This is a genomic window from Heliomicrobium sulfidophilum, from assembly GCF_057715735.1.
Window position 1 is genome coordinate 452,815 of sequence record NZ_JBVTZZ010000005.1, and the last position, 23,070, is coordinate 475,884.

Annotated in this window: 24 protein-coding genes; 4 read left to right on the forward strand and 20 right to left on the reverse strand. The window is 59.0% G+C overall.

The window, feature by feature from the left end; genetic code table 11:
• The first annotated feature begins 19 nt into the window (after window positions 1–19).
• The gene (locus AC0CW1_RS07865) at window positions 20–1,003 is read left to right on the forward strand and encodes a DNA-methyltransferase (protein WP_488182514.1); all 984 of its coding nucleotides are present in this window, start codon (window positions 20–22) and stop codon (window positions 1,001–1,003) included.
• Between the two features lie 88 nt (window positions 1,004–1,091).
• On the opposite strand, the gene mnmL is transcribed toward AC0CW1_RS07865, so the two are convergent.
• Window positions 1,092–2,042, reverse strand: a complete 951-nt coding sequence (gene mnmL / locus AC0CW1_RS07870) for a tRNA modification radical SAM protein MnmL/YtqA (RefSeq protein ID WP_488182515.1) — start codon at window positions 2,040–2,042, stop codon at window positions 1,092–1,094.
• A 252-nt stretch (window positions 2,043–2,294) separates the two neighbouring features.
• Here mnmL and AC0CW1_RS07875 point away from each other — a divergent pair, with 252 nt between their 5' ends.
• Window positions 2,295–2,819 carry a YckD family protein gene (locus tag AC0CW1_RS07875; RefSeq protein ID WP_488182516.1) on the forward strand — a complete coding sequence of 175 codons (525 nt, stop codon included), beginning with the start codon at window positions 2,295–2,297 and terminating at the stop codon, window positions 2,817–2,819.
• Window positions 2,820–2,979: 160 nt separating this feature from the next.
• Here AC0CW1_RS07875 and AC0CW1_RS07880 read toward each other — a convergent pair whose 3' ends face one another.
• From AC0CW1_RS07880 to AC0CW1_RS07940, 13 genes are all read right to left on the reverse strand, one after another.
• The gene (locus tag AC0CW1_RS07880; RefSeq protein WP_488182517.1) at window positions 2,980–3,237 is read right to left on the reverse strand and encodes a hypothetical protein; all 258 of its coding nucleotides are present in this window, start codon (window positions 3,235–3,237) and stop codon (window positions 2,980–2,982) included.
• 60 nt (window positions 3,238–3,297) lie between these two features.
• Complete coding sequence (locus tag AC0CW1_RS07885; protein ID WP_488182518.1) at window positions 3,298–3,777, reverse strand: nucleoside recognition domain-containing protein; 480 nt, start codon at window positions 3,775–3,777, stop codon at window positions 3,298–3,300.
• Window positions 3,778–3,845: 68 nt separating this feature from the next.
• On the reverse strand, window positions 3,846–4,322 hold the full coding sequence (locus tag AC0CW1_RS07890) for a nucleoside recognition domain-containing protein (protein WP_488182519.1): 477 nt from the start codon (window positions 4,320–4,322) through the stop codon (window positions 3,846–3,848).
• 274 nt (window positions 4,323–4,596) lie between these two features.
• Window positions 4,597–5,274 (reverse strand): bifunctional phosphoribosyl-AMP cyclohydrolase/phosphoribosyl-ATP diphosphatase HisIE, encoded by a 678-nt coding sequence (gene hisIE / locus AC0CW1_RS07895; RefSeq protein WP_488182520.1) that lies wholly within the window; start codon window positions 5,272–5,274, stop codon window positions 4,597–4,599.
• Window positions 5,262–6,047, reverse strand: coding sequence for an imidazole glycerol phosphate synthase subunit HisF (hisF, locus tag AC0CW1_RS07900; RefSeq protein ID WP_488182521.1), 786 nt, complete (start codon window positions 6,045–6,047; stop codon window positions 5,262–5,264). Before hisF ends, hisIE begins: the two co-directional genes overlap by 13 nt.
• On the reverse strand, window positions 6,041–6,778 hold the full coding sequence (gene hisA / locus AC0CW1_RS07905; RefSeq protein ID WP_488182522.1) for a 1-(5-phosphoribosyl)-5-[(5-phosphoribosylamino)methylideneamino]imidazole-4-carboxamide isomerase: 738 nt from the start codon (window positions 6,776–6,778) through the stop codon (window positions 6,041–6,043). Before hisA ends, hisF begins: the two co-directional genes overlap by 7 nt.
• The gene (hisH, locus tag AC0CW1_RS07910) at window positions 6,772–7,386 is read right to left on the reverse strand and encodes an imidazole glycerol phosphate synthase subunit HisH (RefSeq protein ID WP_488182523.1); all 615 of its coding nucleotides are present in this window, start codon (window positions 7,384–7,386) and stop codon (window positions 6,772–6,774) included. The genes hisA and hisH overlap by 7 nt, the downstream gene beginning before the upstream one ends.
• 164 nt (window positions 7,387–7,550) lie before the next feature.
• Complete coding sequence (gene hisB, locus AC0CW1_RS07915) at window positions 7,551–8,138, reverse strand: imidazoleglycerol-phosphate dehydratase HisB (RefSeq protein WP_488184114.1); 588 nt, start codon at window positions 8,136–8,138, stop codon at window positions 7,551–7,553.
• 10 nt (window positions 8,139–8,148) lie between these two features.
• Complete coding sequence (hisC, locus tag AC0CW1_RS07920; RefSeq protein WP_488182524.1) at window positions 8,149–9,366, reverse strand: histidinol-phosphate transaminase; 1,218 nt, start codon at window positions 9,364–9,366, stop codon at window positions 8,149–8,151.
• Between the two features lie 137 nt (window positions 9,367–9,503).
• The gene (hisD, locus tag AC0CW1_RS07925; protein WP_488182525.1) at window positions 9,504–10,784 is read right to left on the reverse strand and encodes a histidinol dehydrogenase; all 1,281 of its coding nucleotides are present in this window, start codon (window positions 10,782–10,784) and stop codon (window positions 9,504–9,506) included.
• A gap of 1 nt (window position 10,785) precedes the next feature.
• On the reverse strand, window positions 10,786–11,445 hold the full coding sequence (hisG, locus tag AC0CW1_RS07930; RefSeq protein WP_488182526.1) for an ATP phosphoribosyltransferase: 660 nt from the start codon (window positions 11,443–11,445) through the stop codon (window positions 10,786–10,788).
• A gap of 13 nt (window positions 11,446–11,458) precedes the next feature.
• Entirely contained in the window at window positions 11,459–12,913 is a 1,455-nt protein-coding gene (gene hisZ, locus AC0CW1_RS07935; RefSeq protein ID WP_488182527.1) for an ATP phosphoribosyltransferase regulatory subunit, read from the reverse strand.
• Between the two features lie 91 nt (window positions 12,914–13,004).
• The gene (locus AC0CW1_RS07940; RefSeq protein WP_488182528.1) at window positions 13,005–13,325 is read right to left on the reverse strand and encodes a YerC/YecD family TrpR-related protein; all 321 of its coding nucleotides are present in this window, start codon (window positions 13,323–13,325) and stop codon (window positions 13,005–13,007) included.
• 292 nt (window positions 13,326–13,617) lie between these two features.
• On the opposite strand from AC0CW1_RS07940, the gene tatA reads away from it, so the two are divergent.
• A complete protein-coding gene (gene tatA / locus AC0CW1_RS07945; protein ID WP_488182529.1) occupies window positions 13,618–13,833 on the forward strand; it encodes a twin-arginine translocase TatA/TatE family subunit in 216 nt (71 codons plus the stop codon).
• A 229-nt stretch (window positions 13,834–14,062) separates the two neighbouring features.
• On the opposite strand, the gene AC0CW1_RS07950 is transcribed toward tatA, so the two are convergent.
• From AC0CW1_RS07950 to AC0CW1_RS07965, 4 genes are all read right to left on the reverse strand, one after another.
• Window positions 14,063–15,577, reverse strand: a complete 1,515-nt coding sequence (locus AC0CW1_RS07950) for a LysM peptidoglycan-binding domain-containing protein (protein WP_488182530.1) — start codon at window positions 15,575–15,577, stop codon at window positions 14,063–14,065.
• A 262-nt stretch (window positions 15,578–15,839) separates the two neighbouring features.
• On the reverse strand, window positions 15,840–17,174 hold the full coding sequence (locus AC0CW1_RS07955; protein WP_488184115.1) for a TrpB-like pyridoxal phosphate-dependent enzyme: 1,335 nt from the start codon (window positions 17,172–17,174) through the stop codon (window positions 15,840–15,842).
• 266 nt (window positions 17,175–17,440) lie between these two features.
• Complete coding sequence (locus AC0CW1_RS07960) at window positions 17,441–17,638, reverse strand: hypothetical protein (protein ID WP_488182531.1); 198 nt, start codon at window positions 17,636–17,638, stop codon at window positions 17,441–17,443.
• 117 nt (window positions 17,639–17,755) lie between these two features.
• Window positions 17,756–17,905, reverse strand: coding sequence for a hypothetical protein (locus tag AC0CW1_RS07965; protein WP_488182532.1), 150 nt, complete (start codon window positions 17,903–17,905; stop codon window positions 17,756–17,758).
• Window positions 17,906–18,044: 139 nt separating this feature from the next.
• Between AC0CW1_RS07965 and AC0CW1_RS07970 the strand changes: the two genes are divergently transcribed.
• Window positions 18,045–19,445, forward strand: coding sequence for a uracil-xanthine permease family protein (locus AC0CW1_RS07970; protein WP_488182533.1), 1,401 nt, complete (start codon window positions 18,045–18,047; stop codon window positions 19,443–19,445).
• Between the two features lie 153 nt (window positions 19,446–19,598).
• Here AC0CW1_RS07970 and AC0CW1_RS07975 read toward each other — a convergent pair whose 3' ends face one another.
• Window positions 19,599–21,590, reverse strand: coding sequence for a hypothetical protein (locus AC0CW1_RS07975; protein ID WP_488182534.1), 1,992 nt, complete (start codon window positions 21,588–21,590; stop codon window positions 19,599–19,601).
• A 155-nt stretch (window positions 21,591–21,745) separates the two neighbouring features.
• Window positions 21,746–22,849: an HD-GYP domain-containing protein gene (locus AC0CW1_RS07980; protein ID WP_488182535.1), complete on the reverse strand. Its 1,104-nt coding sequence runs from the start codon at window positions 22,847–22,849 to the stop codon at window positions 21,746–21,748.
• Window positions 22,850–23,070 lie beyond the last annotated feature (221 nt).

Consider the following 23,070-nt stretch of genomic DNA (forward strand, 5'->3'; position numbering starts at 1 on the left):
AAGACCTTGGAGGAGAAAAATGACACGGGAACATAGCAAGAAAAGCGCCAAAGAACTGCCCCATCCTCTCATGCGCAACTCGAATGCGCCTAGAAACCGCACCCTTTTTCTCGAACCCGAGGACTGGGCGCGATATAGCAAGATCCCATCCATCGATGAACTGAGCCTTGACCCCACTGTCCGCCAGCAAGTCGACCAGATTTACTGTGGCGACGCGCTGGTCGGCATGTCGCTCCTGCCAGATCAGTCGATCGATCTCATCTTCGCCGACCCGCCCTATTTTGGCTTGAAAAAAGATTACGGCTCCGGGAAGCGCACCAACCCCTGGAAGAACATTCAGGACTATCTGAAATGGAACCGCGCCTGGCTCGCCGAGGCGGCTCGGTTATTGAAGCCCCATGGCGCCATCTATGTCTGCTGCGACTGGGAGTACTCGGGGCGCCTCCAAGAACAGCTCTCCGAATCCTTTGAGGTCTTGAACCGGATCACCTGGCGCCGGGAAAAGGGCCGCGGCGCCGCCAAGAACTGGAAAAACAACATGGAGGACATCTGGTTTGCCGTCGTTGACAGCAAGCAATGCATCTTCAATCTGGAGGATGTGAAGTTTCGCAAGGAGATCATCGCGCCCTATACGACGGCGGAAGGAAAGCCGAAGGACTGGGTGGAGACGGAAACAGGCGAACGCTTCCGCATGACCTGCCCGCCCAACATCTGGACCGATCTGACAGTGCCTTTCTGGTCCATGCCGGAGAACACGCCTCACCCCACCCAGAAGCCGGAAAAACTCGTCGAGCGGTGCGTCCTGGCCAGCAGTCATCCCGGCGCGCTGGTGCTCGATCCCTTCATGGGCTCAGGCACGACGGCCGCCGTGGCCCGCCGGCTCGGGCGGCGCTTCATCGGTTTTGAGACGAACGAGGACTATATCCGGCTGGCGATGAAGCGGCTGGACCGGGTGAGCGCTTCTGAGGATCAGGGCGCAATTGATGAAGGAATCGAGGGATAAATTCAAGAAAGAATTTTGGATATATTTAGCATAGAGCGATGAGGCGATGGATACAGAAAGGAAGACAGGGATACAGGAATGGATGCTATTAAGGATGATAGCGCTTCCCCTGCCAGCTATCTCGCTCCTCCAGCAACCGATCAATCCCCTGTAGAGTTCCCCATTTGCGGGTGATCCACTGGGGCGCCACAAGCAACTCCGAAGGCGCGTCTCCCGTTAGCCGTTGAATGACCATCTCCGGCGGCAGGATCTCCAAAGTGTCTACGACGAGCCGGATATAGCTGTCCCGGTCCAAGAGAGGCGCCTCTCCCGCCGCATGCCATTCGGCGAGACGGGTGCCTTTCATCACGTGAAGGGAGTGGAACTTGACGCCCTGCACATCCATGGCGGCCACGGCCCTTCCCGTCTCCAGCATCGCCTCCTCCCCTTCGCCGGGGAGACCGTAGATGATGTGAACACAGACGCGGATGCCGCGCGCGCGCAGCTTTTCCAAGGCTTGATAAAAGGTTGCCGCGTCATGGCCCCGGTTGATCCGCCGCAAGGTGTCGTCGTGGATGCTCTGCAACCCCAACTCCACCCAAAGATAGGTTCGTCCGTTCAGTTCCGCCAACAGGTCGAGCACATCATCGGGCAGGCAGTCAGGCCGGGTCGACAGGGAAAGCCCGACGACGCCCTCCTGGGCCAGCGCCTCTTCGTAGAGTTGGCGAAGCAGCCGGGGATCGCCGTATGTATTGGAAAAGGCTTGGAAATAGGCGATGTACTTGCCCTGAGACCACTTGTTTTTCAGCCGTTCCCGGACCTGCCGGAACTGATCGCGGATCGCCTCGGAGGGATCGCCGGCGCAAGCCCCCGAACCCTGGGGGCAGCAAAAAACACAACCGCCTGAGCCCGCCGTCCCGTCGCGGTTGGGACAGGTCAGTCCGGCGTTCAAGGACACTTTCATCACCTTCTCGCCGAAGCGGGCGCGCAGGTGATGGTTCCAGGAATGATAGCGCTTGTCCCCCCAGAGTTGGGGGGCTTTTTTATTGTCCAGCGTCAAGGGGATTCCGCCTTTCATCAGGGCTTTCGGCTATAGGGCTTCGGTAACGGGGCTTCGGTAACGGGGCTTCGGTAACGGGGCTTCGGTAACGGGGCTTCGGTAACGGGGCTTCGGCAACAGGGTTTTGGTAACAAAACTGTCACAGAGATGTGACCTCCCCGTCACCGTGCTGTCGCGGAAATGACACCACCGGGGGGTATACTGAAACCACAAAGAGGATGCAACCCGTATTCTGAAAGGAGTCGAATGAAAATGGAAAAGACAATGGATAACCTCAAGAAAAAGTGGCTCATCGCCGGCCTGGCCGGAACACTCCTGTTGAGCGCTGCCGGTATCGCTTCAGCCGCCGGGGTCTCGTTGACACCAGAGCAGACGAGTGAAATGACGGCCCTTCGCACCCAGATGCACGCTTTGCGCAAGCAGGCGGTCCAACAGTACGCTGACTACGGCCAGCTCACAGCGGACCAGGCGAAAACCATCACCGACCAGATGGACACCCGCTTCTTGACTCGCCTGCAAGAAGGTTTTGCTGACCGGATACCCGGCCAGAACTGCCGGCTCAGCAGTGGTACCGCAGCCCTGGGAGGGCAGGGGTCATTCGGAATGAATGGCGCAGGGGCCGGTCTGGGTATCGGAAACGGCGCGGGCCGGGGCGCCGGCGGTCGAGGTTCCGGGCAAGGTAACGGTTTCGGCGCCGGTCAAGGTTTCGGCGTCGGCATGGGCGTTGGTTCAGGCGCCGGTTTTGGGGCCAATGCTGCGCAAGGATCGGGCAAGTAGTCGAAAGGGACCTGCAGCCCGCCCAGGAAACACAATCCGTAAAATCCCTGACGCGCAATACGTCAGGGATTTTTTTATGGAGCCTATTTAGAGCCTATTTTTGCGGATAACTGCCCTTTTGTTTGTACCGGCCTGTATCGGCGATATTAAGAACCGCCCGTCAGTGCCGGAATTCCCCGTGCCATTCGGTATCTTCAGGATCCTCCTCGATGGCTTCCTCTTCCTCGATGATGTCCCAGGACAGGCGGATGCTCATCCCCTGGTGTTCGCCGCGATCAAACTTGGTCTGCAACAGGATCTGCTTGGGAACCTCGATTTCCGCGTCGCCAATCCGAAAAGCGCCCTCTTCCAACTGCTTGATGACGCCGGACAGTTCCTTGACAGCCTGATCGATCGTAACGACTCTGGCTCTGGCCACAAACTCCCCTCCTCGCCTCATCCCAACGATGTGTTGTGATGAAACTAGTATGGGCAGTTTTTACGAGTTTGATTGAGCCGCTTGACGCACCGGAACGGAAAGGGGCGGCAAGATCCACATGGCGAAGAGCGCCGTGATCACCACCGACGCGACCAGGCGCAACGCCTGCAAGAGCAGATAGTCGGCGCCGATCATGGTGAAGAGCAGCGGGTCCTCGATGATCGCATGGTTTAAGGAGAGAAAGAGGCCGATGACGGTCATCTCCTTGGCGTTGAGCGACCCATCCTTCCCCGCCTGAATGAGGACACCGGCGCCGTAAAGGATGCCGAAGACCAGACCGACGACGATGGCAACAGCGGCCTCGCCAGGCAGGCGGAAGATCCGCATCAGAGGCGCGAACAGACGAGATCCCTTCTGGACGATGTGCAAATCGCGGAGGATCTCCAGAAAGATAATGATCGGGATCAGGATCAAGGCCATTTTTCCGACCTGATAAAAAGCGTTTTGCGCCCCCTGAAGCAATGTGGCGCCGATGTCCATGGGTCATTCCTCCGTTTGGCTTCGTCTGGGCTAGTCACTCGTTTTCTATGGAAATAATCGACGCGCTTCTAGCTCGGCCAAAGCACATTCAGCAGGAAAGCGAACAGGAATGATGTCAATAAGCGCAAGCCCGTCAGCTTCCAGGCGGGCGCGCCGAAGTTCTTGGTGATGGCCCCCTCAATCAGCAGACCGTGAGAAATCAAGAGGAAAAAGCCGAAAATCGTCGCCTGCTTCACCGTCAGGTTGAGCGGCGCTACCGCGCCGATGGCGGCGTAAAGGTTCGTTGCCATTCCGAGCAGGATGCCCACTGATGCTTCTCCCGGCAGGCCAATTAATGCAAGGACGGGAGCGAAGGCATTCCCCAGCATTCCAAGCCACGGTGTTTTGCCAAGAACAGTCACGAGGATGATGAGAGGTAACATGAATTTGGACATCAGCCAAAGGGTCTTTAGCCCTTTGGCAAAGCCCCGGACGAAGGTGTCCTTCGATACACCCGGTTTTTCGATAACCGAGGGACGGTGCGTGTTTGTTTGTATTAGATTCATTTTGGTCCACCTCCTCGAATAACTGTACACCGGGAAGGAACATGACGCAACCCAATGCACCAAAACGAGTGAAAAAGGAATACATCGTCAAACAGAGTTGTGAGAGCTATTCAATGTCTAAACAAAAATACCTTCTAATATTTTGATTTTGTTCCTAAATAATGAACGAATTGCTCTAGCGCTAATCATCTCAAATAAAAAGGCAGACGACGCTTCAGATATAATCTAGCGTCGTCTAATAGTTCTAAACAATGTTTCTATCGTAATAAACTAATTATCTTCGGCGCTGTAATTCCTCAGCGATTTCGTCTAACTCAATCTGATGGTTCCTTAACAGCACTAGCAGATGATAAATCAAATCCGAAGCCTCATAGACAATCTCGCCCCGCGCATTGTTCTTGGAAGCGATGATCACCTCAGCCGCCTCTTCCCCGACCTTCTTCAGGATTTTGTCCTGCCCCTTGGTGAAGAGGTAGGTGGTATAGGATCCTTCGGGCATCTCCTTTTGGCGGGAGGCGATGACGGCAGCCAAGTCTTCGAGGATAGCGCCGATCCCGCTGCCGCCCGCACCAGCCACACCTTCGGCGCTGTCAACAACCGATTTCCCCGCCGCTTCCCCAATCCCCCGGAAGCAGGAGAAAGACCCTTCATGGCAGGCCGCCCCGACCTGCTCCACCTGCCAGAGCAGGCAGTCGCGGTCACAGTCATACTCGACAGCGGTTACCTGCTGGAAGTGGCCTGAGGTGGCCCCTTTGTGCCACAGTTCCTTGCGGCTGCGGCTGTAAAAATGGGTCTGGCCCGTCTCCAGGGTCTTTTCTATGGATTCTCGGTTCATGTAGGCCACCATCAGAACGCGGCCCGAAGCAGCGTCCTGGATGACAGCCGGGATCAGGCCATGGGCGTCAAACTTCAGTTCATCGATAAAGGAAGGGGCAACGTTTAGTCCCGCCATTTCCGCACATGCACTCCCCTCTCCCGCAAGTATTCCTTCGTCTCGCGGATGGTGTATTCCTTGTAGTGGAAGATCGAGGCGGCCAGGGCGGCGTCAGCCTTGCCCGCTGTCAAGCCTTCCACGATATGGTCTAAGTTCCCCACACCGCCGGAGGCGATGACGGGGATGGTGACGGCTTCGCTGACGGCCCGCGTCAAAGGGATGTCATAGCCGTCCTTGGTGCCGTCCTTGTCCATGCTGGTGAGCAGGATCTCGCCGGCGCCCAGTTCCTCGACACGGCGCGCCCATTCGAGCACATCGATGCCGGTGGGCTTGCGGCCGCCATGGGTGTAGACTTCCCAGCCCTCCACCAGGTTGCCTTCGGCGTCGCGGCGGCGGCGGGCGTCGATGGCGACGACGATGCACTGGGAGCCGAACTTCCAGGCGCCGTCGCCGATCAGCTTCGGCGTCTGGACAGCCGAGGTGTTTAAGGAGATCTTGTCAGCCCCCGCTTTGAGCATCTCCCGGATGTCCTCGACAGAGCGGAGGCCGCCGCCGACGGTGAAGGGGATGAAGACCTCCTCAGCGGTGCGGCGGACCACGTCGAGCATGATCGCCCGGCCGTCGGAAGAGGCGGTGATATCGAGGAAGACCACCTCGTCGGCACCTTCCTTGTCATAGGCGGCGGCCAGTTCGACGGGATCGCCGGCGTCGCGCAGGTTGACGAAGTTGGTCCCTTTGACGACGCGGCCGCCGTGGACATCGAGGCAAGGGATGATCCGTTTGGCTAGCATGATCTTCCCTCCCTGGCGACACGGATGGCCTCCACCACATCGATGGAGCCGGTGTAGATCGATTTGCCCAGGATGGCGCCTTCGATGCCGTCCCCTTCCAGGGCGGCGGCCGCCTTCACATCATCGATGGTGGCAAACCCGCCCGACGCGATGACCTTCAGCCCCGTTGCACGGGCCAGTTCCGCCGTTGCCGCCAGGTTCGGGCCGGCCAGGGTGCCGTCCTTGGAGATGTCTGTATAGACGACGCGGCGCACGCCCCTCCCTTTCATCTCCAATGCCAACTCCAGCGCCGTCACCTGAGAAGTGCCGGCCCAGCCGTCAGTGGCCACCTTGCCGTCGCGGGCGTCGAGGCCGAGGACGATGCGTTGGCCGTACTCCTTGCAGGCGGTCGAGAGCAGGTTGGGGTTTTTGATCGCCGCCGTCCCGAGGATGACCCGGGAAACGCCGAGGCGCAGGTAGCGGTCGATGATGTTCAAGTCGCGGATGCCGCCGCCGAGTTGGACAGCGACGGTCACGGCCTCCAAGATGGCCTGGATGACAGGGAGGTTTTTCGGCTCCCCTTCAAAAGCGCCGTCCAGGTCGACGAGGTGGATCATCTGGGCGCCCTTGGCCTGCCAGGCGAGGGCTTGGCTGACCGGGTCGTCGTTGTAGACGGTGGCGTCTTCCATCCGCCCCTGGTAGAGACGGACACAGCGGCCGCCTTTTAAGTCGATGGCCGGAAAAATCAGCATGAGCCTTCCACCTGCTTTCCGAAGTTCTGGAGGATGCGCAGTCCCAGGTCGCTCGATTTTTCCGGGTGGAACTGGGCGCCGGAGACGCTGCCCCGGCCGGCGACGGCGCAGAAGTCGAAGCCGTAGTCAGAGGTGGCGATCACCAGATCCGGCTCGGCCGGATCGACGTAGTAGGAGTGGACGAAGTAGTACTCCGCCCCCGAGGGGATCCCCGCGAGGATGGCGCTTTCGCGGCGCACGGTCAGCTCGTTCCAGCCCATGTGGGGAACCTTCAGGCCGGGCGGCAGGCGGCGGACCATGCCGGGGAAGATGCCGAGGCCCTCGAAATGGCCGCCCTCTTCGCTGGCGTCGAACATTAATTGAAAGCCGAGACAGATGCCCAAGAAGGGCTTGCCGGCGGCGACAGTCTCCATGATGGGCGCGATCATGCCCGATTGGCGCAGGTTCTCCATGGCGTCGGCAAAGGCGCCGACACCGGGCAGGATGACGCCGGGGGCGCTGCGCACCGCTTCGGGATCGCTGGTGACGAAACCGGCATAGCCGGCCTTCTCCAGCCCCTTTTGGACGCTCCGCAGGTTTCCCATGCCGTAGTCGATGATGGCGATCATGCCCTTCGCCCCCTTTTCTGCGGTATGACGTTTTGTTTTGCTAGAGCTTGGTCTATGTTGGCTTGGTAATATTGCTCGTTCATTATGGTTTGGTCGCTATTGATTGGTCAGTTTGGCTGGTCACTATGTTTGCCAAAGATAAAGCTTCAATTAAATATACCCTTCTATAAAACGCCCTTCGTCGACAATACCCGGCCCGCGTTGTCCGGATCAATGGCGATGGCCTGGCGCAGCGCCCGACCAAAGGCTTTGAACATGGCCTCGATGATGTGGTGGCCGTTGCCGCCTTCGAGCAGGTGAATGTGCAAATTCATCCCCGCCGTGTTGGAGATCGCCCGGAAAAACTCTTCCACCATCTCCGTCTCCAGTTGGCCGACACGCTCCACAGGAATCTTCGCCTTGTAAACGAGAAAGGGGCGGCCGCTCAGGTCGAGGCAGACGCGCACCAGCGTCTCGTCCATAGGGACATAGGCGTGGCCGTAACGGCAGATGCCTTTTTTGTCGCCCAACGCCTGGGCCAGCGCGTTGCCCAGGCAGATCCCCAGGTCCTCGACGGTGTGGTGGGTGTCCACCTCCAGGTCGCCCTGGCAACCGATGGCCATGTCCAACTGGCCGTGGCGGGCCAGCAGGGTAAACATATGGTCAAGAAAGCCGATGCCCGTCGTCCCATCAAAGACCCCTTTTCCGTCAAGAAAAAGGTCGATGGAGATCCGCGTCTCGGCAGTGTTGCGGACAAAAGATGCGCCTCTCATCGCCGTCATCTTAAACCCTCCATCCCCGAACCGGTTCAGCGGATGCCATGGGCGCTGCGGACAGCGCAGAAGCCGGCGATGTCGACACCAACGATGCTACGGGTGCCGCCGACGCCTGAGACCTTGCCGGCGCCTCGCTCATCCCCTCCAGCGCCGCGATCAGGCGCAGGTTCTCCTCCGGTTGTCCCACGGTGACGCGCAAGGTGCCGTCGAGGCTCGGTCCGCCGCCGAGCTTGCGGATCAGCACGCCCCGGTCCATCAATCCCTGGTGGATCGACGCCGCCAGGGCGGCCCGCTCTGCCGGCGATTCGCCGCGCAGGCGTAAGAAGACATAGTTGGCGTCGGTGGGAAAAACGTCCCAGTCGAAGCGCTTCAGTTGCGGGATCAAGGTCTCCCGTTCGGCCAGGATGGTTTTTACCTGGGCCTCAAAGGCCGCCTTTTCCTCTAAAGCGATGGCGGCGGAGCGCTGGGAGAAGGCGTTCACGTTGAAAGGCTGGCGGACCTTGTGGATCTCGTTGATGATCGCCCGGGAAGCCATGGTGTAGCCGACGCGCAAGCCGGCCAGGGCAAAGGCCTTGGAGAAAGTGCGCATGACGACGAGGTTCGGGAATTCGCCGATTCGCCCGGCCATGGACTTTCCGTAAAACTCGTAGTAGGCCTCGTCGACGATGACGATCTTGTCGGTGCCGCGCAGGACCGCTTCGATGTCTGCTTCGGCAAAGCTGTTGCCTGTCGGGTTGTTGGGGTTGCAGATGATGATCACCCGCGACTCCTCCCGGTTGGCGGCGGCGATCAGTCCTTCCACATCGAGGCGGAAGGTCCCGGACTCTTCGATCAACGGCACGTCAATCACCTGTCCGCCCATGTAACGGGTAGCCATGGCGTACATGACAAAAGTGGGGTTGGAGATGACCGTCGCCAAGCCGGGACCGCCGAAGGTCAGCAGGATGAGCTGGATGGCCTCGTCGGAGCCGTTGCTGACGAGGATCTCATTGGGGTCGCGCCCCGTGTAGGCGCTCAAGGCCTGGCGCAGGTCTTTGGCCTCCCCGTCCGGGTAACGGGAAAAGGGGTGGGCGGCCAAGTCCTTTTGCAGCTTTTCCACATAAGAAGCCGGCCAGGGGAAGGGGTTTTCGTTGGCGTCCACCTTGACCCCTTCCGGATAGACCTTGGCCTGGTAGGGCACGATGTGGCGGATGTCTTGCCGCACCCAGCGCAACGGATCATTCATTGGCGGAGTCCTTTCTTGTTTCTTTTACAGCAGATTGATTCTTATTTCCAGCCAGGTTTATCGTTCTTTCCAGCAAGATGTTGCTCCAAGCGGCTTTACTTGTCTGAGGCAGCTTCTTTTCAACGCAGCTTGGCTGATTACTTTTCGAGCCGCACAGCCACAGCGTTGGCGTGTGCGTCCAGTCCTTCCGCCTTCGCCAGGGCGATAATATCCTTAGCGTCGCGGTCAAAGCGCGCCTTCGAGTAGGCGATGACGCTCGTCTTTTTCTGGAAGGTGTCCACGTTGAGGGGTGAATAGAAACGGGCGGTGCCACCCGTGGGCAGGACGTGGTTGGGGCCGGCGAAGTAGTCGCCCACCGGCTCGGGCGAGTAGGGACCGAGGAAGATGGCGCCGGCCTGGGTCAGCTTGCCCAGGAGGGCGAAGGGCGTTTCCGTCAAGACCTCCAGGTGTTCCGGCGCGAAGCGGTTCGAGACCTCGCAGGCCTGTTCCAGATCGTTGACGATGAAGATGGCGCCGTTGTCGCGCAAGGCCTGCTCCATAATCTCCCGGCGCGGCAGGATGGCCAACTGGCGCTCGATCTCGGCCTCGACGGCTTCAGCCAGGGCAGCCGATGGGGTGACGAGGACGGTCGCCGCCCGCACGTCATGCTCCGCTTGGGAGAGGAAGTCGGCGGCCACATAGGCCGGCGTGGCGCTCTCGTCGGCGATGACGAGGACCTCCGAAGGGCCGGCGAGCATATCGATGTCCACGGTGCCGTAGACCTGTTTCTTCGCCAGGGTCACATAGATGTTGCCGGGACCGGTGATCTTGTCGACAGCCTTCAACCCGACGCCGAAAGCCATGGCGGCCACCGCCTGGGCGCCGCCCATGCGGTAGACCTCGTCGACGCCGGCCTCTCTGGCCGCCACCAGCGAGTAGGGGTTGATCGAACCGTCCTTGCCGGGCGGCGTGGCCATGACGACCTGAGGCACGCCGGCCACCTTGGCCGGCACGGCGTTCATCAGCACCGACGAGGGATAGGAGGCGAGCCCGCCGGGAACGTAGACGCCGACCCGCTCCAAGGGACGGATCAGTTGGCCGAGCATGGTCCCGTCGGCTTCCGGCTCGATCCAAGAGGGCCGGAGCTGTTTTTCATGGAAGCGGCGAACGTTCTCGCAGGCGCGGCGCAGGGCCGAGAGCACCTCGGGGTCGACCTGGCTGTAGGCGGCTGCGATCTCGGCCTCGCTGACGCGGAAGTTCGCCTCGTTCACATCAGCGCCGTCGAAGCGCTTCGTGTATTCGAAAAGCGCCGCCGTGCCCCCGTTGCGGACGTTGGCGACGACCTCGGCCACCCGCTCGGCCACCTGGACATCGTCAAAGCTCTTTTTCTGAAGGTAGGCGTCGGCCTCGGCCGACGGATAGCTGATCCGGCGCACCATCCTAATAGGTCACCTCTTTGTCTTTTACGAGGCTGCGCACCCGCTCGACGAGGGGCTGGATGCGTTTATGTTTCAAGCGGTAGGCCACCCGGTTGGCGACCAGGCGGGCCGTGGCCGTAAAGATCTCTTCCACTGCTGTCAGGTTGTTTTCCTTTAAAGTGCGCCCTGTCGAGACGATGTCGACGATCATGTCGGCGAGGCCGACAGCGGGGGCCAGTTCGATATTGCCGTGGAGCTTGATGATCTCCACCTGCATCCCTTTTTCGGCGAAAAAGGTTTCAGCGACTTTGGGAAACTTGGTGGCGACGCGGCGGTAGTTGAATTGGGTCAAGTCGCGCCCCTTGGCGGCCGCGTCAGGCAGGGCCACAACGAAACGGCAGAAACCGAAGCGGAGGTCGACCAGTTCCATGATGTCCTTGTCCTGTTCGACGATGGTATCCTTGCCGACGATGCCGAAGTCGGCGGCGCCGTACTCGACAAAGGTGGGGATGTCGGTAGGGCGGCAGATGATGTACTTGACCCGGTCCTTTTCCTGATGGATGACCAGCTTGCGGCTGTTTTCCGACAGCCCTTTGGTGTTGAGACCGGCCTCCTGGAGCAGTTCGATGGCGTCGTCAAAGAGCTTGCCTTTGGGCAGCGCCACCGTGAGCATATCTTTCATCGTCCCTACCCCCCTATTGTTCCTTTGATGGCGGACAGACTGGCATGGGTTCAGAAAGTGCCGCAGCACCCTGGGCAGTTTCCCCTGCGGTCATCGGCGCAGCGTCTTCGGTAGGCCTCTTGATCGACGGGCCCATCAGGTTTCCGATATCGGACAGGATGGGGCCGTTCTCTAGGCAGAGACGCTCCTTCTCCCCATCCAGACAGGCATCCAGGCATCCTTCCTCAACCGCCGTTCCTCCGGCGCAACAACCGTCCCCCTTCTCCCCTTCGGCCTCACCGCTCTGGCCGGCAGGGTAGTAAAACCACTGGGCGATCCCCCGGGCGGCGGCGTACTGTTCCAGTTCCGCCTCGCTCCGGTTCATCAGGTCGATCTCGACGCTGAGGCCGTTTTTGCGCATCCGTGTCGCCTCAGCTTGGATCTTGCAAGGGTTGCCGCCGCCAATGACCACATCGGACGCCGGGGCCGGTTTCGGTTCGCGGGAGCGAGACAGGGCCAGGAGCACCCGGTCGAGGCCGAGGGCAAAACCGGTGGCGGGGGTGTCGAAGCCGAACTGGCCGAGCAAACTGTCATAACGGCCGCCGCCGCAGATGGGAAAGCCGAGTCCGACCGTGTAGCCTTCAAAGACCACGCCGGTATAGTAATCAAAGCCGCGCAGAACGCCCAGGTCGATGGCCACATAGTCCTCGACTCCGAAAGTCCGCAAGCCTTCGTAGACGGCGCGCAGGTTTTCCAGGCCGCAGCGGGCGCGGTCGTTGACAGCCAGGGGGAGCGCCTGAATGAGCACTTCCCGACCGCCGTGCAGCGTGGGCAGCTTCAACAGCAGATCCGACTGGGCCTTGTCGAGACCTGACGTGGCCAGCAGTTCTTCCAAGCTGACAAAGTCCTTTTTCGCCACCAGGGCGCGCACACGGGCTTTCGTGGCGCCATCGAGAGGCAGTTCCTCCATGACGCCGTTGAAGACCTCGATCTGGCCAAGGGAGATCTGAAAATCCTCCAGCCCCGAAGCGCGCAAGGCCTCGACGGCCAAGGCGATCACTTCGGCGTCCGCCAACGGTCCCGGCGCGCCGACCAGTTCAACGCCGGCCTGGGAGATCTCCCGCTGACGCCCCGCCTGGGGTTCTTCATAGCGAAAGACGTTGGCGGCGTAAAAAAGGCGCTGCGGGAAGGGACACTGCCTAAGACGCGTCGCCACGAGCCGGGCGATGGGCGTCGTCATCTCGGGACGCAAAGCCAGGATGCGGCCCTGGCGGTCAAAGAACTGGAAGAGCCGGTCCCGGATCTCCTCCCCCGTATCGAGGGCCAGTGTGTCCAGATATTCCACGGTTGGTGTGGCCACCTCCTGATAGCCCCAGGAGGAAAACAGTTTCACCCATTCGTTTTCTAACAAGCGTTTTTCCCGGGCATTGCCGGGCAGCAAGTCCCGCATCCCCGGCGGGATCTGCAGGAGGTTTCCCTCTTTGGCCATCGTCTCGCCATCCCCTTTTCTCCGTTGCTCTATCACTTAATTGCTTTATCACTTTAACTAGGTGAAGTGAAAAAGTGACGTTATTAGCGTATCACGGGGTCTGGGGAGTGTCAACGCTTTTTTTGTCGCGTAGCCGCTGGAGGATCAGGCGGTAGCCGTCAGCGCCGTAGATAAGGCAGCGCTTGACCCGGGAGATGGTGGCCGGGCTGGCACCGGTCTTTTCGGCGATGTGGGTATAGGTCGCATCCTGTTCCAGCATCTTGGCCACTTCGAGCCGCTGGGCGAGGGCCTTTAATTCCGCGACCGTGCAGATGTCTTCGAAAAAACGGTAGCACTCGTCGACGTCCCCCAGCAGCAAGACGGCCTCGAAGAGCCTGTCCAGGGACGGGTCTTTCAGTTTCGATGTCGTCAAAGCAGTACACCCCTGCTTTCTGCGCTTCTGTTCGTTTTTAGGCAAAGATCACCGTTGCGGAACGGCAACCCCACTTAAGGGTTCCTCCGCAACCAAAAGGTGGCCTCCACTTGGATTAATTCTTGTTATCGGCTCACTTTTCCTTTTTTATGCTGAGCCGGGTCCGCATTTTTCGACACCGCTGCGCCAGGAAACTTGAGACGGCCTCATCGTTCTGGTATACTTGATGTAATCATCTAAAAAAAGCATCAACAGGGCTGAAACAGAGGCCTGACGGCAGGAGGCATTTGGCGTGTACACCTTCGGATTGTTCACTAGCATATGGCAATGGCTGGTGGTTTTGGGCATCGTGCTGCTCCTCTTCGGCGCAAAGCGGCTTCCCGAGATCGGCAAGGGCCTCGGTCAGAGCATCCGCGAATTTAAAGAAGAAGTCACCCCAGAAAAGACGCCTGGCGATAAGGCGAAGCCGGTCGACGCCCGGGTTGTCGACAGCGACAAGCAGAAGTAGCTTCAGAGAACTATAAAAAAGAGCAGGCGCTGGCCTTTAAGCAGCACCTGCTTCTTCTATTTTACTTTCCATAATTACCCAAGCCCTAGGCATCGCATCTGCAATATGGAAGATGAATGAGTCAATCCATCGTTCCTCAACGATTCCATTGGACCTGACAGGCGTTGCCCTCGCAAACCATCATAGAAGTGGGTCCATTAGTGGCTTTGATAGGACCGGACGTACTGCCCTACTCCAGTCCGCCTGCCATCAGTACGTTTAGCTGATGGGGCGCGCTGACTGTCGGTTCCGAGTGACCGATGCTGTTGAGGGTATAGACATCGAAGTGGCCATCCATCCCATTGCCCTTGATCCGGTCGTAGTTGGGGCCGCCACCGAAGTTGCCGCTTCGCCAGGACACGTTAGCCAGATAAGGGGCGCTGTCTACGCCAGCGTGAGGCATGCCAGCGAGGGAGACTGCAATTTTACGGCCATCGACATCGAGGACAAAGGGACGGCGGTTCCAGCTAAAGCCGCCGAAGATCTCTTTCATCGCCTGCGTATCGGCAGCAGTCAGTGTTTCCACATCGGCATGGTAGGCGCCCATGGTGCGCTGGGCCATGAAGCTGCGGCCCGTGGCCAAGTCGACGAACTTGCCCACTTTGCCAATGCTGAAGACGTACTGGCCCTGGCTGAACCAATCGAGGACCTCACCATACTGCGCTCCGAGAACCGGCTGCGGGGCGATGGTGTGTACTGGGATTTTCAAGACCTGGCCGATTTTAAGGCTGGAACCGTCGCCCAAACCGTTAACCGCGCAGAGTTCATCTTTCAGGATTCCCTTTTTCTCTGCAATCGCCCAGACGGTATCGCCGCTAACAACGGTATAAGATTTGTATGTCACCATATCTCTGGATGTATCTACCGGGATTTTTGCGGCGAAAACATTGGCTGGCGCCGGAGCCGGGGTGACATTTTGGTTCACACGGAGGACAGATCGGTACACATAACCGACACCCAAGTTGGATTTCGCCTTATACCAATCGCCCGACTTGCCGACGATGGTGAGCGTCGTTCCAGGCTGGAGGTACCCGAGAGCGGAAGCGCTAAAACTAGGGCTGCTGAAGAATGTGCCGGAACTGGACATCGTCGCTGAGACGGTCACCGCCGGCGGAAGTTGAGGCATGATCGTTAGGTTCTGGCCCACATAAAGGTAGTCAGAAGTCAAGTCATTCAGGCTCTGAATCGAGGAAATGGTTGTGCTGAACTTCTGAGAGATCCGCCAGAGGGTGTCACCGCTCATCACCGAGTAGGTGATCTTGCCGTTCATCGGCTTGTACACCTGAAGCAGGTCGCCATTGGCGACGCTGACGAGTCCCATGGAGTCACAGAGGAAGTCGGCTGGCACCATGAAGCGATTGCTGGTCATGACCATGGGCGCCGGGGCGGTGACGTACTTGCCGTTGAAGGTGACTGTCGGCGAGTTGAGCAGAAACACCGCTTCATCGTCGCCAACCTTGAAGGTTCCCTGGTTCGTGGCCGCATCAAAAGCAAAACTCCCGCCGAGAGCGCTCGCCAGTTCTTTTGCTGGTACCTGCAAAATGCCTTGCTGATGGACGGGGGCTGCGTTGGTGGTAAGCGCTGTGTTGTTGATGTAGACCTGGGGAACAGCCGCCAGAGCCGGAGACAGAAGGGTTGCGTTCCAGATCCCGATCGTGAGTCCGCCGATAAGCAACCATTTTCCGATGCCATGCCGTGCTGCCACGTCGAACGACCACCTTTTAGATTTTTTTGGATAGGCTCCTGACGATTCAGATAAAAAAAATCACCCTCAAAGCACCAGGCACTGACATATATTCATTGCTGGTATGTATGGAGACCGTATCATAATCATTCGATGAAAAAACGAAAAGAACGGGGGTATTCCCCGTTCTTCCGTAAAGTCCATTTTATAACTCCAGCAGATTGTTCGGGACGGCTTTTGAGCAACGATTCGGTCTTGGCCTGATTCGATGTCGGGCGCGCGCCTACATCTTCGGCAGGTTATTCAGGCTCTTTGCCAGGGCCTCTTCCGAGTAGGGCACATCCTTGAGGCCGCCGCCGAGGTAGGCCTCATAGGCGCCCAGATCGAAGATGCCATGGCCGGAGAGGCAGAAGAGGATGGTGCGGGCTTCGCCGGCCTCTTTGGCCGCCTTGGCCTCGGCGATGGCGCCAGCGATGGCGTGGGCCGACTCGGGCGCCGGGATGATCCCCTCGCTGCGGGCAAAGGCCAGAGCCGCTTCGAAGATGGCCGTCTGCCCATAAGCCTGGGCTTCCAGGAAGCCCTCATGGTAGAGCTGGCTGACAAGCGGCGAGTCGCCGTGGTAGCGGAGACCGCCGGAGTGGAAGCCAGGGGGCACGAAGTCATGGCCAAGGGTGTACATCTTGGTCACTGGCGTCAGCTTGGCCAGGTCGCCGAAGTCGTAGGCGAAGACGCCCTTGGTCAGCGTCGGGCAGGCGTCAGGCTCGACGGCGACGAGGCGCACCTTTTTGCCCTGGAAGCGGTCGGCCAGGAAGGGAAAGGCGATGCCGGCAAAGTTGCTGCCGCCGCCGCAGCAGCCAAGGACGACGTCCGGGTATTCGTCGACCATGGCCAGTTGGGCTTTCGCCTCGAGGCCGATGACCGACTGGTGCAGGATGACATGGTTGAGCACGCTGCCGAGGGCGTAGTTGGTGTCCTCCCGGGAGACGGCGTCCTCGACGGCTTCGGAGATGGCGATGCCGAGGCTGCCGGGCGAATCGGGGTTCATCTCGAGGACATGGCGGCCCGAAGCGGTGCGCATCGACGGCGAGGGGATAACTTCGGCGCCGTAGACCTGCATGAAGGCTTTGCGGTAGGGCTTCTGGTTATAGGAGACCTTCACCATGTAGACGACACATTCCAGGCCAAAGAAGGTGCAAGCGAGTGACAGGGCGCTCCCCCACTGGCCGGCGCCCGTTTCCGTGGCGAGGCGCTTGATGCCGGCCGCCTTGTTGTAGTAAGCTTGCGGGAGGGCCGTGTTCAGCTTGTGGCTGCCGGCAGGGCTTGTCCCTTCGTACTTGTAGTAGATCTTGGCCGGTGTATCGAGGAGTTTTTCCAGTCCCGTGGCGCGGTAGACGGGCGTGGGTCTCCACTGTTTGTACAGTTCCCGAACCTCTTCGGGGATCTCAATCCAGCGGTCGGTGCTGACCTCCTGCTTGATCAGTTCCATCGGGAAGATCGGCGTCAGATCGGCCGGTCCCAGGGGCTGCAAGGTGCCGGGATGAAGGGCCGGCTCGGCAGGGTTCGGCATGTCGGCCTGCACGTTGTACCAAGCGGTGGGAATGGATTTCTCGTCCAGCATGATTTTGCGAATCGGTTCGCTCACGCTCGTCTCTCCTCTCCTCGTGCGCAACAAGGCTGCCTTTTGTGGCGCTTTTGTTCAGCGACTATGGCTCCATTGTACAGAGTTCAGGGAGGAGGCGGCAAGCATATTTTTCAGAATTACGAGACAGTTTTCTTGTTGACCAGCAGATTTCTGACTCACCTGATTTCGTATTTGAATCGGACAATGGCAGAAGCCAGCACCACCGAACATAGAAAAGCGACCTCACCCGAAGGTAAGATCGCCTACTGGAGCCGATGGGTTCCTCGTCGCCAGATCTCGTTCTGGGAAGACTCGGAGACGGCGATCGCTGTTTCGATCCGTTCTTCCAGCAGTTCCTGAACATCGGGGGGAATGGTGATACCGGCGCGTTGCACCCGCCTCATAAAGAGCCGTGTATCCCAGGCCGATTGTTCATAACTCTGTTGGATGACCATCAGCACTGCCAATTCATCCGCTTCGCTCAGACCGGGAGCCTGATGACGTTCTGCAAAGAAAGCCCATCACCTCCGTCTTTAGGATGCCCGGAGAAGGATGGGCTTACATAAAAATGTAGCGGTCTATTTTTTGGGGGGTAATTCCGGTGGGATGATTCCCTTCGTCTCCGGCAGTGACTGCGCTTTCACCACAGGCGCTTGGTCCGTGTCAGGTAAGCGGTAAGCCAACCGCAGGGACTGTTTTTTGCTGTACAGATCCAGCGCTTTTTCCATCGAAATCGCCTTTTCCGGGTCGGGGAATACTTGGGTATCCAGCGCCGTCGCACTCCATAGTATATATTTCTAAATATTTGAAACCGCAATTTATCCTGATTCTATAGATTTAGTCAAAATCCTTCTAGGGGTGATCCTGTTGAACGAATGCCGCTATCGATTGGACGAACGGCTTCCCTTGTGGGAGAACCTGATCTACGGGTTGCAGTGGCTGGCGATCACAGTCCCGCTGATCATCATCCTCGGAAAAATCGTCGCCCGGTTGCATTTCTCCGATCCGGGGGCGCAGATCCTGTACATGCAAAAGCTGTTCTTCGCCACGGCGGTGATGTTGCTGGTCCAGATCTACTGGGGCCATCGCCTTCCCCTGATCACCGGACCCGCCTCTGTGCTGCTCATCGGCATCACGGCCAACGCCGGCAGCAGCATCGATGGAATGTACACGGCGACGATGATCGGCGGCGGCTTGCTTGCCATCGTCAGCGCCACCGGTTGGCTGGGGCGCTTGAAAGGCTTGTTCCCGCCTAGAGTCGTGGCCGTCATCTTGCTCCTGATCGCCTTTACCCTCTTGCCGACCATCCTGAACCTGATCATCGCCCCGGAGACAGGGGTCTCTCCCCCGCTTCACCTGCTCTTTTCCCTGGCCTTTTTGTTGACACTCGTGTCGGTCAGCCGGGTCTTGTCGGGCCTGTGGAAATCGACGCTGATCATCTGGGCCATGCTGGCAGGATCGCTGTTCTATTTTCTGACCTTCTCTCCTGCGGGCCTGGGGATTGCAGGATCAATGAGTTCGACCGGACACACGCTTGCCGCAGGAACCATGTCAACCATAACCGGCTCTGCCGGGGTTGTTGCGAGCGGGATTCCAGATACTGGCGGCGTTTCCGGTAACACCGCCATACCGGTCTTTGCGTCCTTTTTTCATGGACTTACGCTTCATTTCCCCCTTGAACCGGCGTTAATCGTCTCGTTCCTGTTCACGTACCTGGCGCTGTTTATCAATGATCTCGGTTCCATGCAATCGGTCGGTGCGATGGTGGGGGCCTCCGAAATGCCGAAGCGAATCAGCCGGGGGGTGACGGTGACCGGTTTGGCCAACATCCTCTCCGGCTTCCTGGGCGTCATCGGTCCGGTCAACTTCTCCTTAAGTCCCGGCGTGATCGCTTCGACGCGCTGTGCCTCCCGGTTCACCTTGGCGCCCACGGCCATCCTCCTGCTCGGGACCTCCTTTTTTCCAGTGCTGATTCAGTGGCTCGGCAACATCCCGCCCGTGGTCATCGGCACACTGCTCCTGTACATCATGTGCGCCCAGGTGGCGACAGGCTTGCGGATCATTTATGAATCAGAAAACCCATTGTCGATGGACAATGGGTATATCGTGGGTCTGCCTGTTTTGCTGGGGACGGTGATCTCCTTTTTGCCTCCGGCAGTGACCGCCGGGTTCCCGGCGATGTGGCGGCCGATTTTGGGGAATGGGTTTGTCGTTGGAGTGGTGACAGTGATGGTATTGGAGCATGTGCTTTTTCGGAAAAAGAGATAGCCTAGACGCTCACACTTCTCGATAGGGAAGAATGTCGATGACCTTCCAGGAGCCTTCTTGTTCACGTGTGTAAGGGTGGTCTTCATATTTCCACCTCCTTTTCCGCATCCTCTCTCCTTCGAGGGTTACCTTCTTGTAGACCTTTTCTTCGCTTTACCTCTTCCGTCCTAACCGGAATCCGTGACGGAAAAACTCCACGGCCTTGCCCAACAGGTCATCCGTCTGTTCTCCTTGCTCCTGTGTCCCTAGCTCGTGCGTCCCTTGTCCCTGTGCCCCTTGCTCCCGGTCACGTTGCGCCCTTTCACCGGTTTCACCTTTCGTTGCCATCTCGGACAAGGCCGTCAGTCCTGCGACAAACTCGGCTTCATCCCTACGCGACGACTTCTCCAATAACTTCGAAGCAACGACGCTTTCCTCGCCTATCTGTCGCGCGCCGCCAGTCCCCAGCCGCTCATCCCGCACCCGCCGCAATTCCTGGCGCATGTTCTCCTGCCCCTTTTGCAGTTCCTCCCGCAGGGCTTCCGATTGCTCCAACTGGGCGCGGGTGATCTCCAACTCGTCGCGCAGGGACATGAGCAGCGCCGGCGAGCAGGACTCCATCAGGTCGCGCAGCCGCTTCACTTCCCGTTGGAGGCGCTCCAACTCTTCTTTGACGAGCAGGTCGTGGATCTCTTCATAGAGGCGGGCCTTGCCGATGAGCAGTTCCTCCTCCGATGACAAGGGACGCCCATCGGTTGGCGCCTCCAGTTCCTCTCGGAAGCCAAGTCGGCCTTTTAGTTCGCGATTCTCCTGTTCCAGCAGGAAGAGGAACTCGGACAACTGTTCACGCCGTTCCTCGGAGCGGCTCAGTTCCATCTCGGAAGTAGCCGCTTTCTGGCGCAGTTCCTCCACTACCAGGGGCGCCGTCTCTTCCAGGCGCGCCAACAGCCGCTTGTTTTCCACTTCCAGGCGGTCCCGCTCGTCCTCGACGAGCATGCGGCGGTATTCTTCCTGGCGGCGGACTTTTTCCACCTCGGCGGACACGTCATTGGTCGCTTCCGGCAGGATCCCCCCGCTCTCCAGGAGAGCCACCTTGCGCTTAAGATCGTCCCGTTCCTGTTCCAGGTCGAACAACTGGGCGAGGACGACGCGCCGGCGCTCCTCGGAGCGCTTCAGTTCACCCTCGGCCTGGCTGAGGCGCTTCTCCAGTTCCTCGATCCGCTGCGGGCTGAGGGTGGCCACCTGGGCCGCCAGTTCGCTGTTCTCCTTGCGCAGGCGGCTCAACTCGGAGGCGAAGCGGGAGCGGTCCTTCTGGGTCTGATCGAGGACAGCCTGCTTCAACCGCTCTTTCTCTCGGGGCCCCTTCCAGATGGCCCAGCAACGGCTGACGATGCGCTGCACCGCCAGGCGGGGATTGTCGAGCCACTCGTCAACCCACCAGTAGCCGAAGGGTTTTATCTTGCAGTCCGGCTGGACGAGGATGGTGTAGAGGCCGTTTTGAGAGAGCGCCCGCAAGACGGCGGGATCGTCAAAGAGCAGGACGTTGTCCGACTCCTGCTGGATGAGAAAGAGAAACTGTCCGCCAGTGTGGGCGGCCTTGGTGATGGCGGCGGCCACTTCATCAGCCTTGTTCATGTTAGCCGGATAGACCTGCACCTGAAACCGGCGCCCTTTGCGCAGTTGATGGCGCAGGCCCGGCAGGGCCGCGTCTTTGTCGCCGATGACCAGGTGGACCCGCACTGAGCCGCGCGCCGCATCGACGGGCCAATCCCGCCGGGGACGGCGGCCTAGCAGCCCTTCGTCAGCCAGGCACTTCGCCTGCAGTTGCCGCGGCATCTCGCCCAGGGAGAGCGGTTCCAGGTTCTTCACCTGCAGCCATTCGAGCCGCTTTCCCCGTTTGCTCGAAGGCCAGACGACGGGATGGCCGACGGCGGCGACGACCATGCCCGGCCGGAAGCGCGCGGCCAGGTTCTCCGGCACCATCCAGTACATGGTGCGACCTTCTTCGTCCATGACCGACCAGAGACAAGCCTGGCCGATGGGCATCCGTTCTGGCAGCAGTTCGGCTTTCACACGGAATTCCAGGCTGGCCAGGGCCTCTTTGGCTTCTTTTTCCAAAATGCGATTCATGCCGTCAAAAAAGGCGCGGACTGTAAAACGTCTCACCTGTTTTCGCTCACCTTTCTGCCGGTATTCTCTTCATATCCTTTGTTTCGGCGATTCTAATGTTTTGGTTTACCCTATTCTTTTCCATAGGGGTCCGGCCTTTCCCTGCCGGATAAAAAAGCCACCCCATCGGCGGGGCGACTCTGCGATTCGCGCTAACTTTTCCTCCCGGTGAGGATCTCCTGAAGCGTCAGATTCTTCTCCTGACGCAGGTGCACCAGGTAGGGGCTGACCACCTTGCGCCCGAAGGCGTCCTGGGTGACCAGCACGGTCGGTTGCAGGGGGGAGCTTTCAAAAAAGTCGACCACATAGCCTTCATCGCCGTTGTTGAGGCGGACCCGCGTGTGCAGCAGCAATTCCCGCAACCGTTCGATCAGCACGCTGACGATGTGCAGGTCGAGGTGGCTCCGCGACTGCCGGCAGAGGATATCGATGGCGTGCAACTGATCCATCGAGGCGCGCTGGGGACGGTCGGCTGTCAGCGCCGAGAAGACATCGGCGACAGCGACGACGCGAGCGTGCAGATGAATTCGGGGGTACTTCAGGCCTTGGGGATAGCCGGTCCCGTCACAGTGCTCATGGTGCTGAAGGATACAGTACAACTGGGCATCGGAGAAGTCCATGCCCGTCTCCTGAAAATACTTAACGCCGAAGACAGGGTGTTTTTTGATCGTCTCATACTCTTTATTGTTAAGGGCCCCCTTTTTGTTGAGGATGCCCCGCGGGATATAGATCTTCCCAACGTCATGGAGGATGGCCCCAACAGCCAGCTCATCCAGTTCTTCCTGTTCCATGCCGAGGGTGAGCCCGATCAGGATGGACAGCAGGCAGACATCGACGGAATGGTGCAGGGTGTAGTCGTCGGCCTTCCACAATCGGGTTAGCCGAAAACCGACTTTTTCGTCGTGGATCACCGACGAGACGATTTCAGAGGCTTTTTCCTGGACCGCCTCCTGGTTAAAGACATGTCCTTCCCGGATGTCCAGGAAGACATCGCGCACGGTCTCGATCGCCTGGTGATAGAGGATGTCTTCTTCCTTGCTTTTTTTCTGGAACAGCAACGAGAGCTCATCGCTGCCCCCTTCCGATCCATGGGCGGTTCCCTTATCGACGAGCACCCCGATCTCTTCCCACTTGCAGATCTGCCCATACAGCCGCTCGCTGACAGGCGTGCCCCGGGGAATCAACAATTGGCCCTGCATGGAATAGACATCCTGCTTCAGCACATCGCCAACGCTGTACTGTTTTGATAGCATCATCACCAAACACCCACCGGCCTCTTCCCCTCTTGCTTCTACCCTATTTCCGTCGTACCGATCTATTGACTGAATAGATGAGTATTTTCCAGTTTAAGCAATCAAAAGATTTTTCACAATATTGTGTATTTCCATAAACCTTGGAATATCCCTGCCGGTTCGCAAAAAAAAGCCGCTGCTGTTCAAGCAGCGGCGATCTAGGGGGGTTTTTCCATATCTCCTTG

What these genes read in the sequence shown, in the direction of transcription:
- AC0CW1_RS07885 (WP_488182518.1), bottom strand. Translation starts at nt 3,777, where the DNA reads ATGGACATCGGCGCCACATTGCTTCAGGGGGCGCAAAACGCTTTTTAT.
- AC0CW1_RS07890 (WP_488182519.1), bottom strand. Translation starts at nt 4,322, where the DNA reads ATGAATCTAATACAAACAAACACGCACCGTCCCTCGGTTATCGAAAAA.
- hisB (WP_488184114.1), bottom strand. Translation starts at nt 8,138, where the DNA reads ATGAGAGGCGCATCTTTTGTCCGCAACACTGCCGAGACGCGGATCTCC.
- hisC (WP_488182524.1), bottom strand. Translation starts at nt 9,366, where the DNA reads ATGAATGATCCGTTGCGCTGGGTGCGGCAAGACATCCGCCACATCGTG.
- hisF (WP_488182521.1), bottom strand. Translation starts at nt 6,047, where the DNA reads ATGCTAGCCAAACGGATCATCCCTTGCCTCGATGTCCACGGCGGCCGC.
- AC0CW1_RS07865 (WP_488182514.1), top strand. Translation starts at nt 20, where the DNA reads ATGACACGGGAACATAGCAAGAAAAGCGCCAAAGAACTGCCCCATCCT.
- AC0CW1_RS07955 (WP_488184115.1), bottom strand. Translation starts at nt 17,174, where the DNA reads ATGCTGGACGAGAAATCCATTCCCACCGCTTGGTACAACGTGCAGGCC.
- hisG (WP_488182526.1), bottom strand. Translation starts at nt 11,445, where the DNA reads ATGAAAGATATGCTCACGGTGGCGCTGCCCAAAGGCAAGCTCTTTGAC.
- AC0CW1_RS07875 (WP_488182516.1), top strand. Translation starts at nt 2,295, where the DNA reads ATGGAAAAGACAATGGATAACCTCAAGAAAAAGTGGCTCATCGCCGGC.
- AC0CW1_RS07980 (WP_488182535.1), bottom strand. Translation starts at nt 22,849, where the DNA reads ATGATGCTATCAAAACAGTACAGCGTTGGCGATGTGCTGAAGCAGGAT.
- hisA (WP_488182522.1), bottom strand. Translation starts at nt 6,778, where the DNA reads ATGCTGATTTTTCCGGCCATCGACTTAAAAGGCGGCCGCTGTGTCCGT.
- AC0CW1_RS07965 (WP_488182532.1), bottom strand. Translation starts at nt 17,905, where the DNA reads ATGGAAAAAGCGCTGGATCTGTACAGCAAAAAACAGTCCCTGCGGTTG.
- hisD (WP_488182525.1), bottom strand. Translation starts at nt 10,784, where the DNA reads ATGGTGCGCCGGATCAGCTATCCGTCGGCCGAGGCCGACGCCTACCTT.
- hisIE (WP_488182520.1), bottom strand. Translation starts at nt 5,274, where the DNA reads ATGGCGGGACTAAACGTTGCCCCTTCCTTTATCGATGAACTGAAGTTT.
- hisH (WP_488182523.1), bottom strand. Translation starts at nt 7,386, where the DNA reads ATGATCGCCATCATCGACTACGGCATGGGAAACCTGCGGAGCGTCCAA.
- hisZ (WP_488182527.1), bottom strand. Translation starts at nt 12,913, where the DNA reads ATGGCCAAAGAGGGAAACCTCCTGCAGATCCCGCCGGGGATGCGGGAC.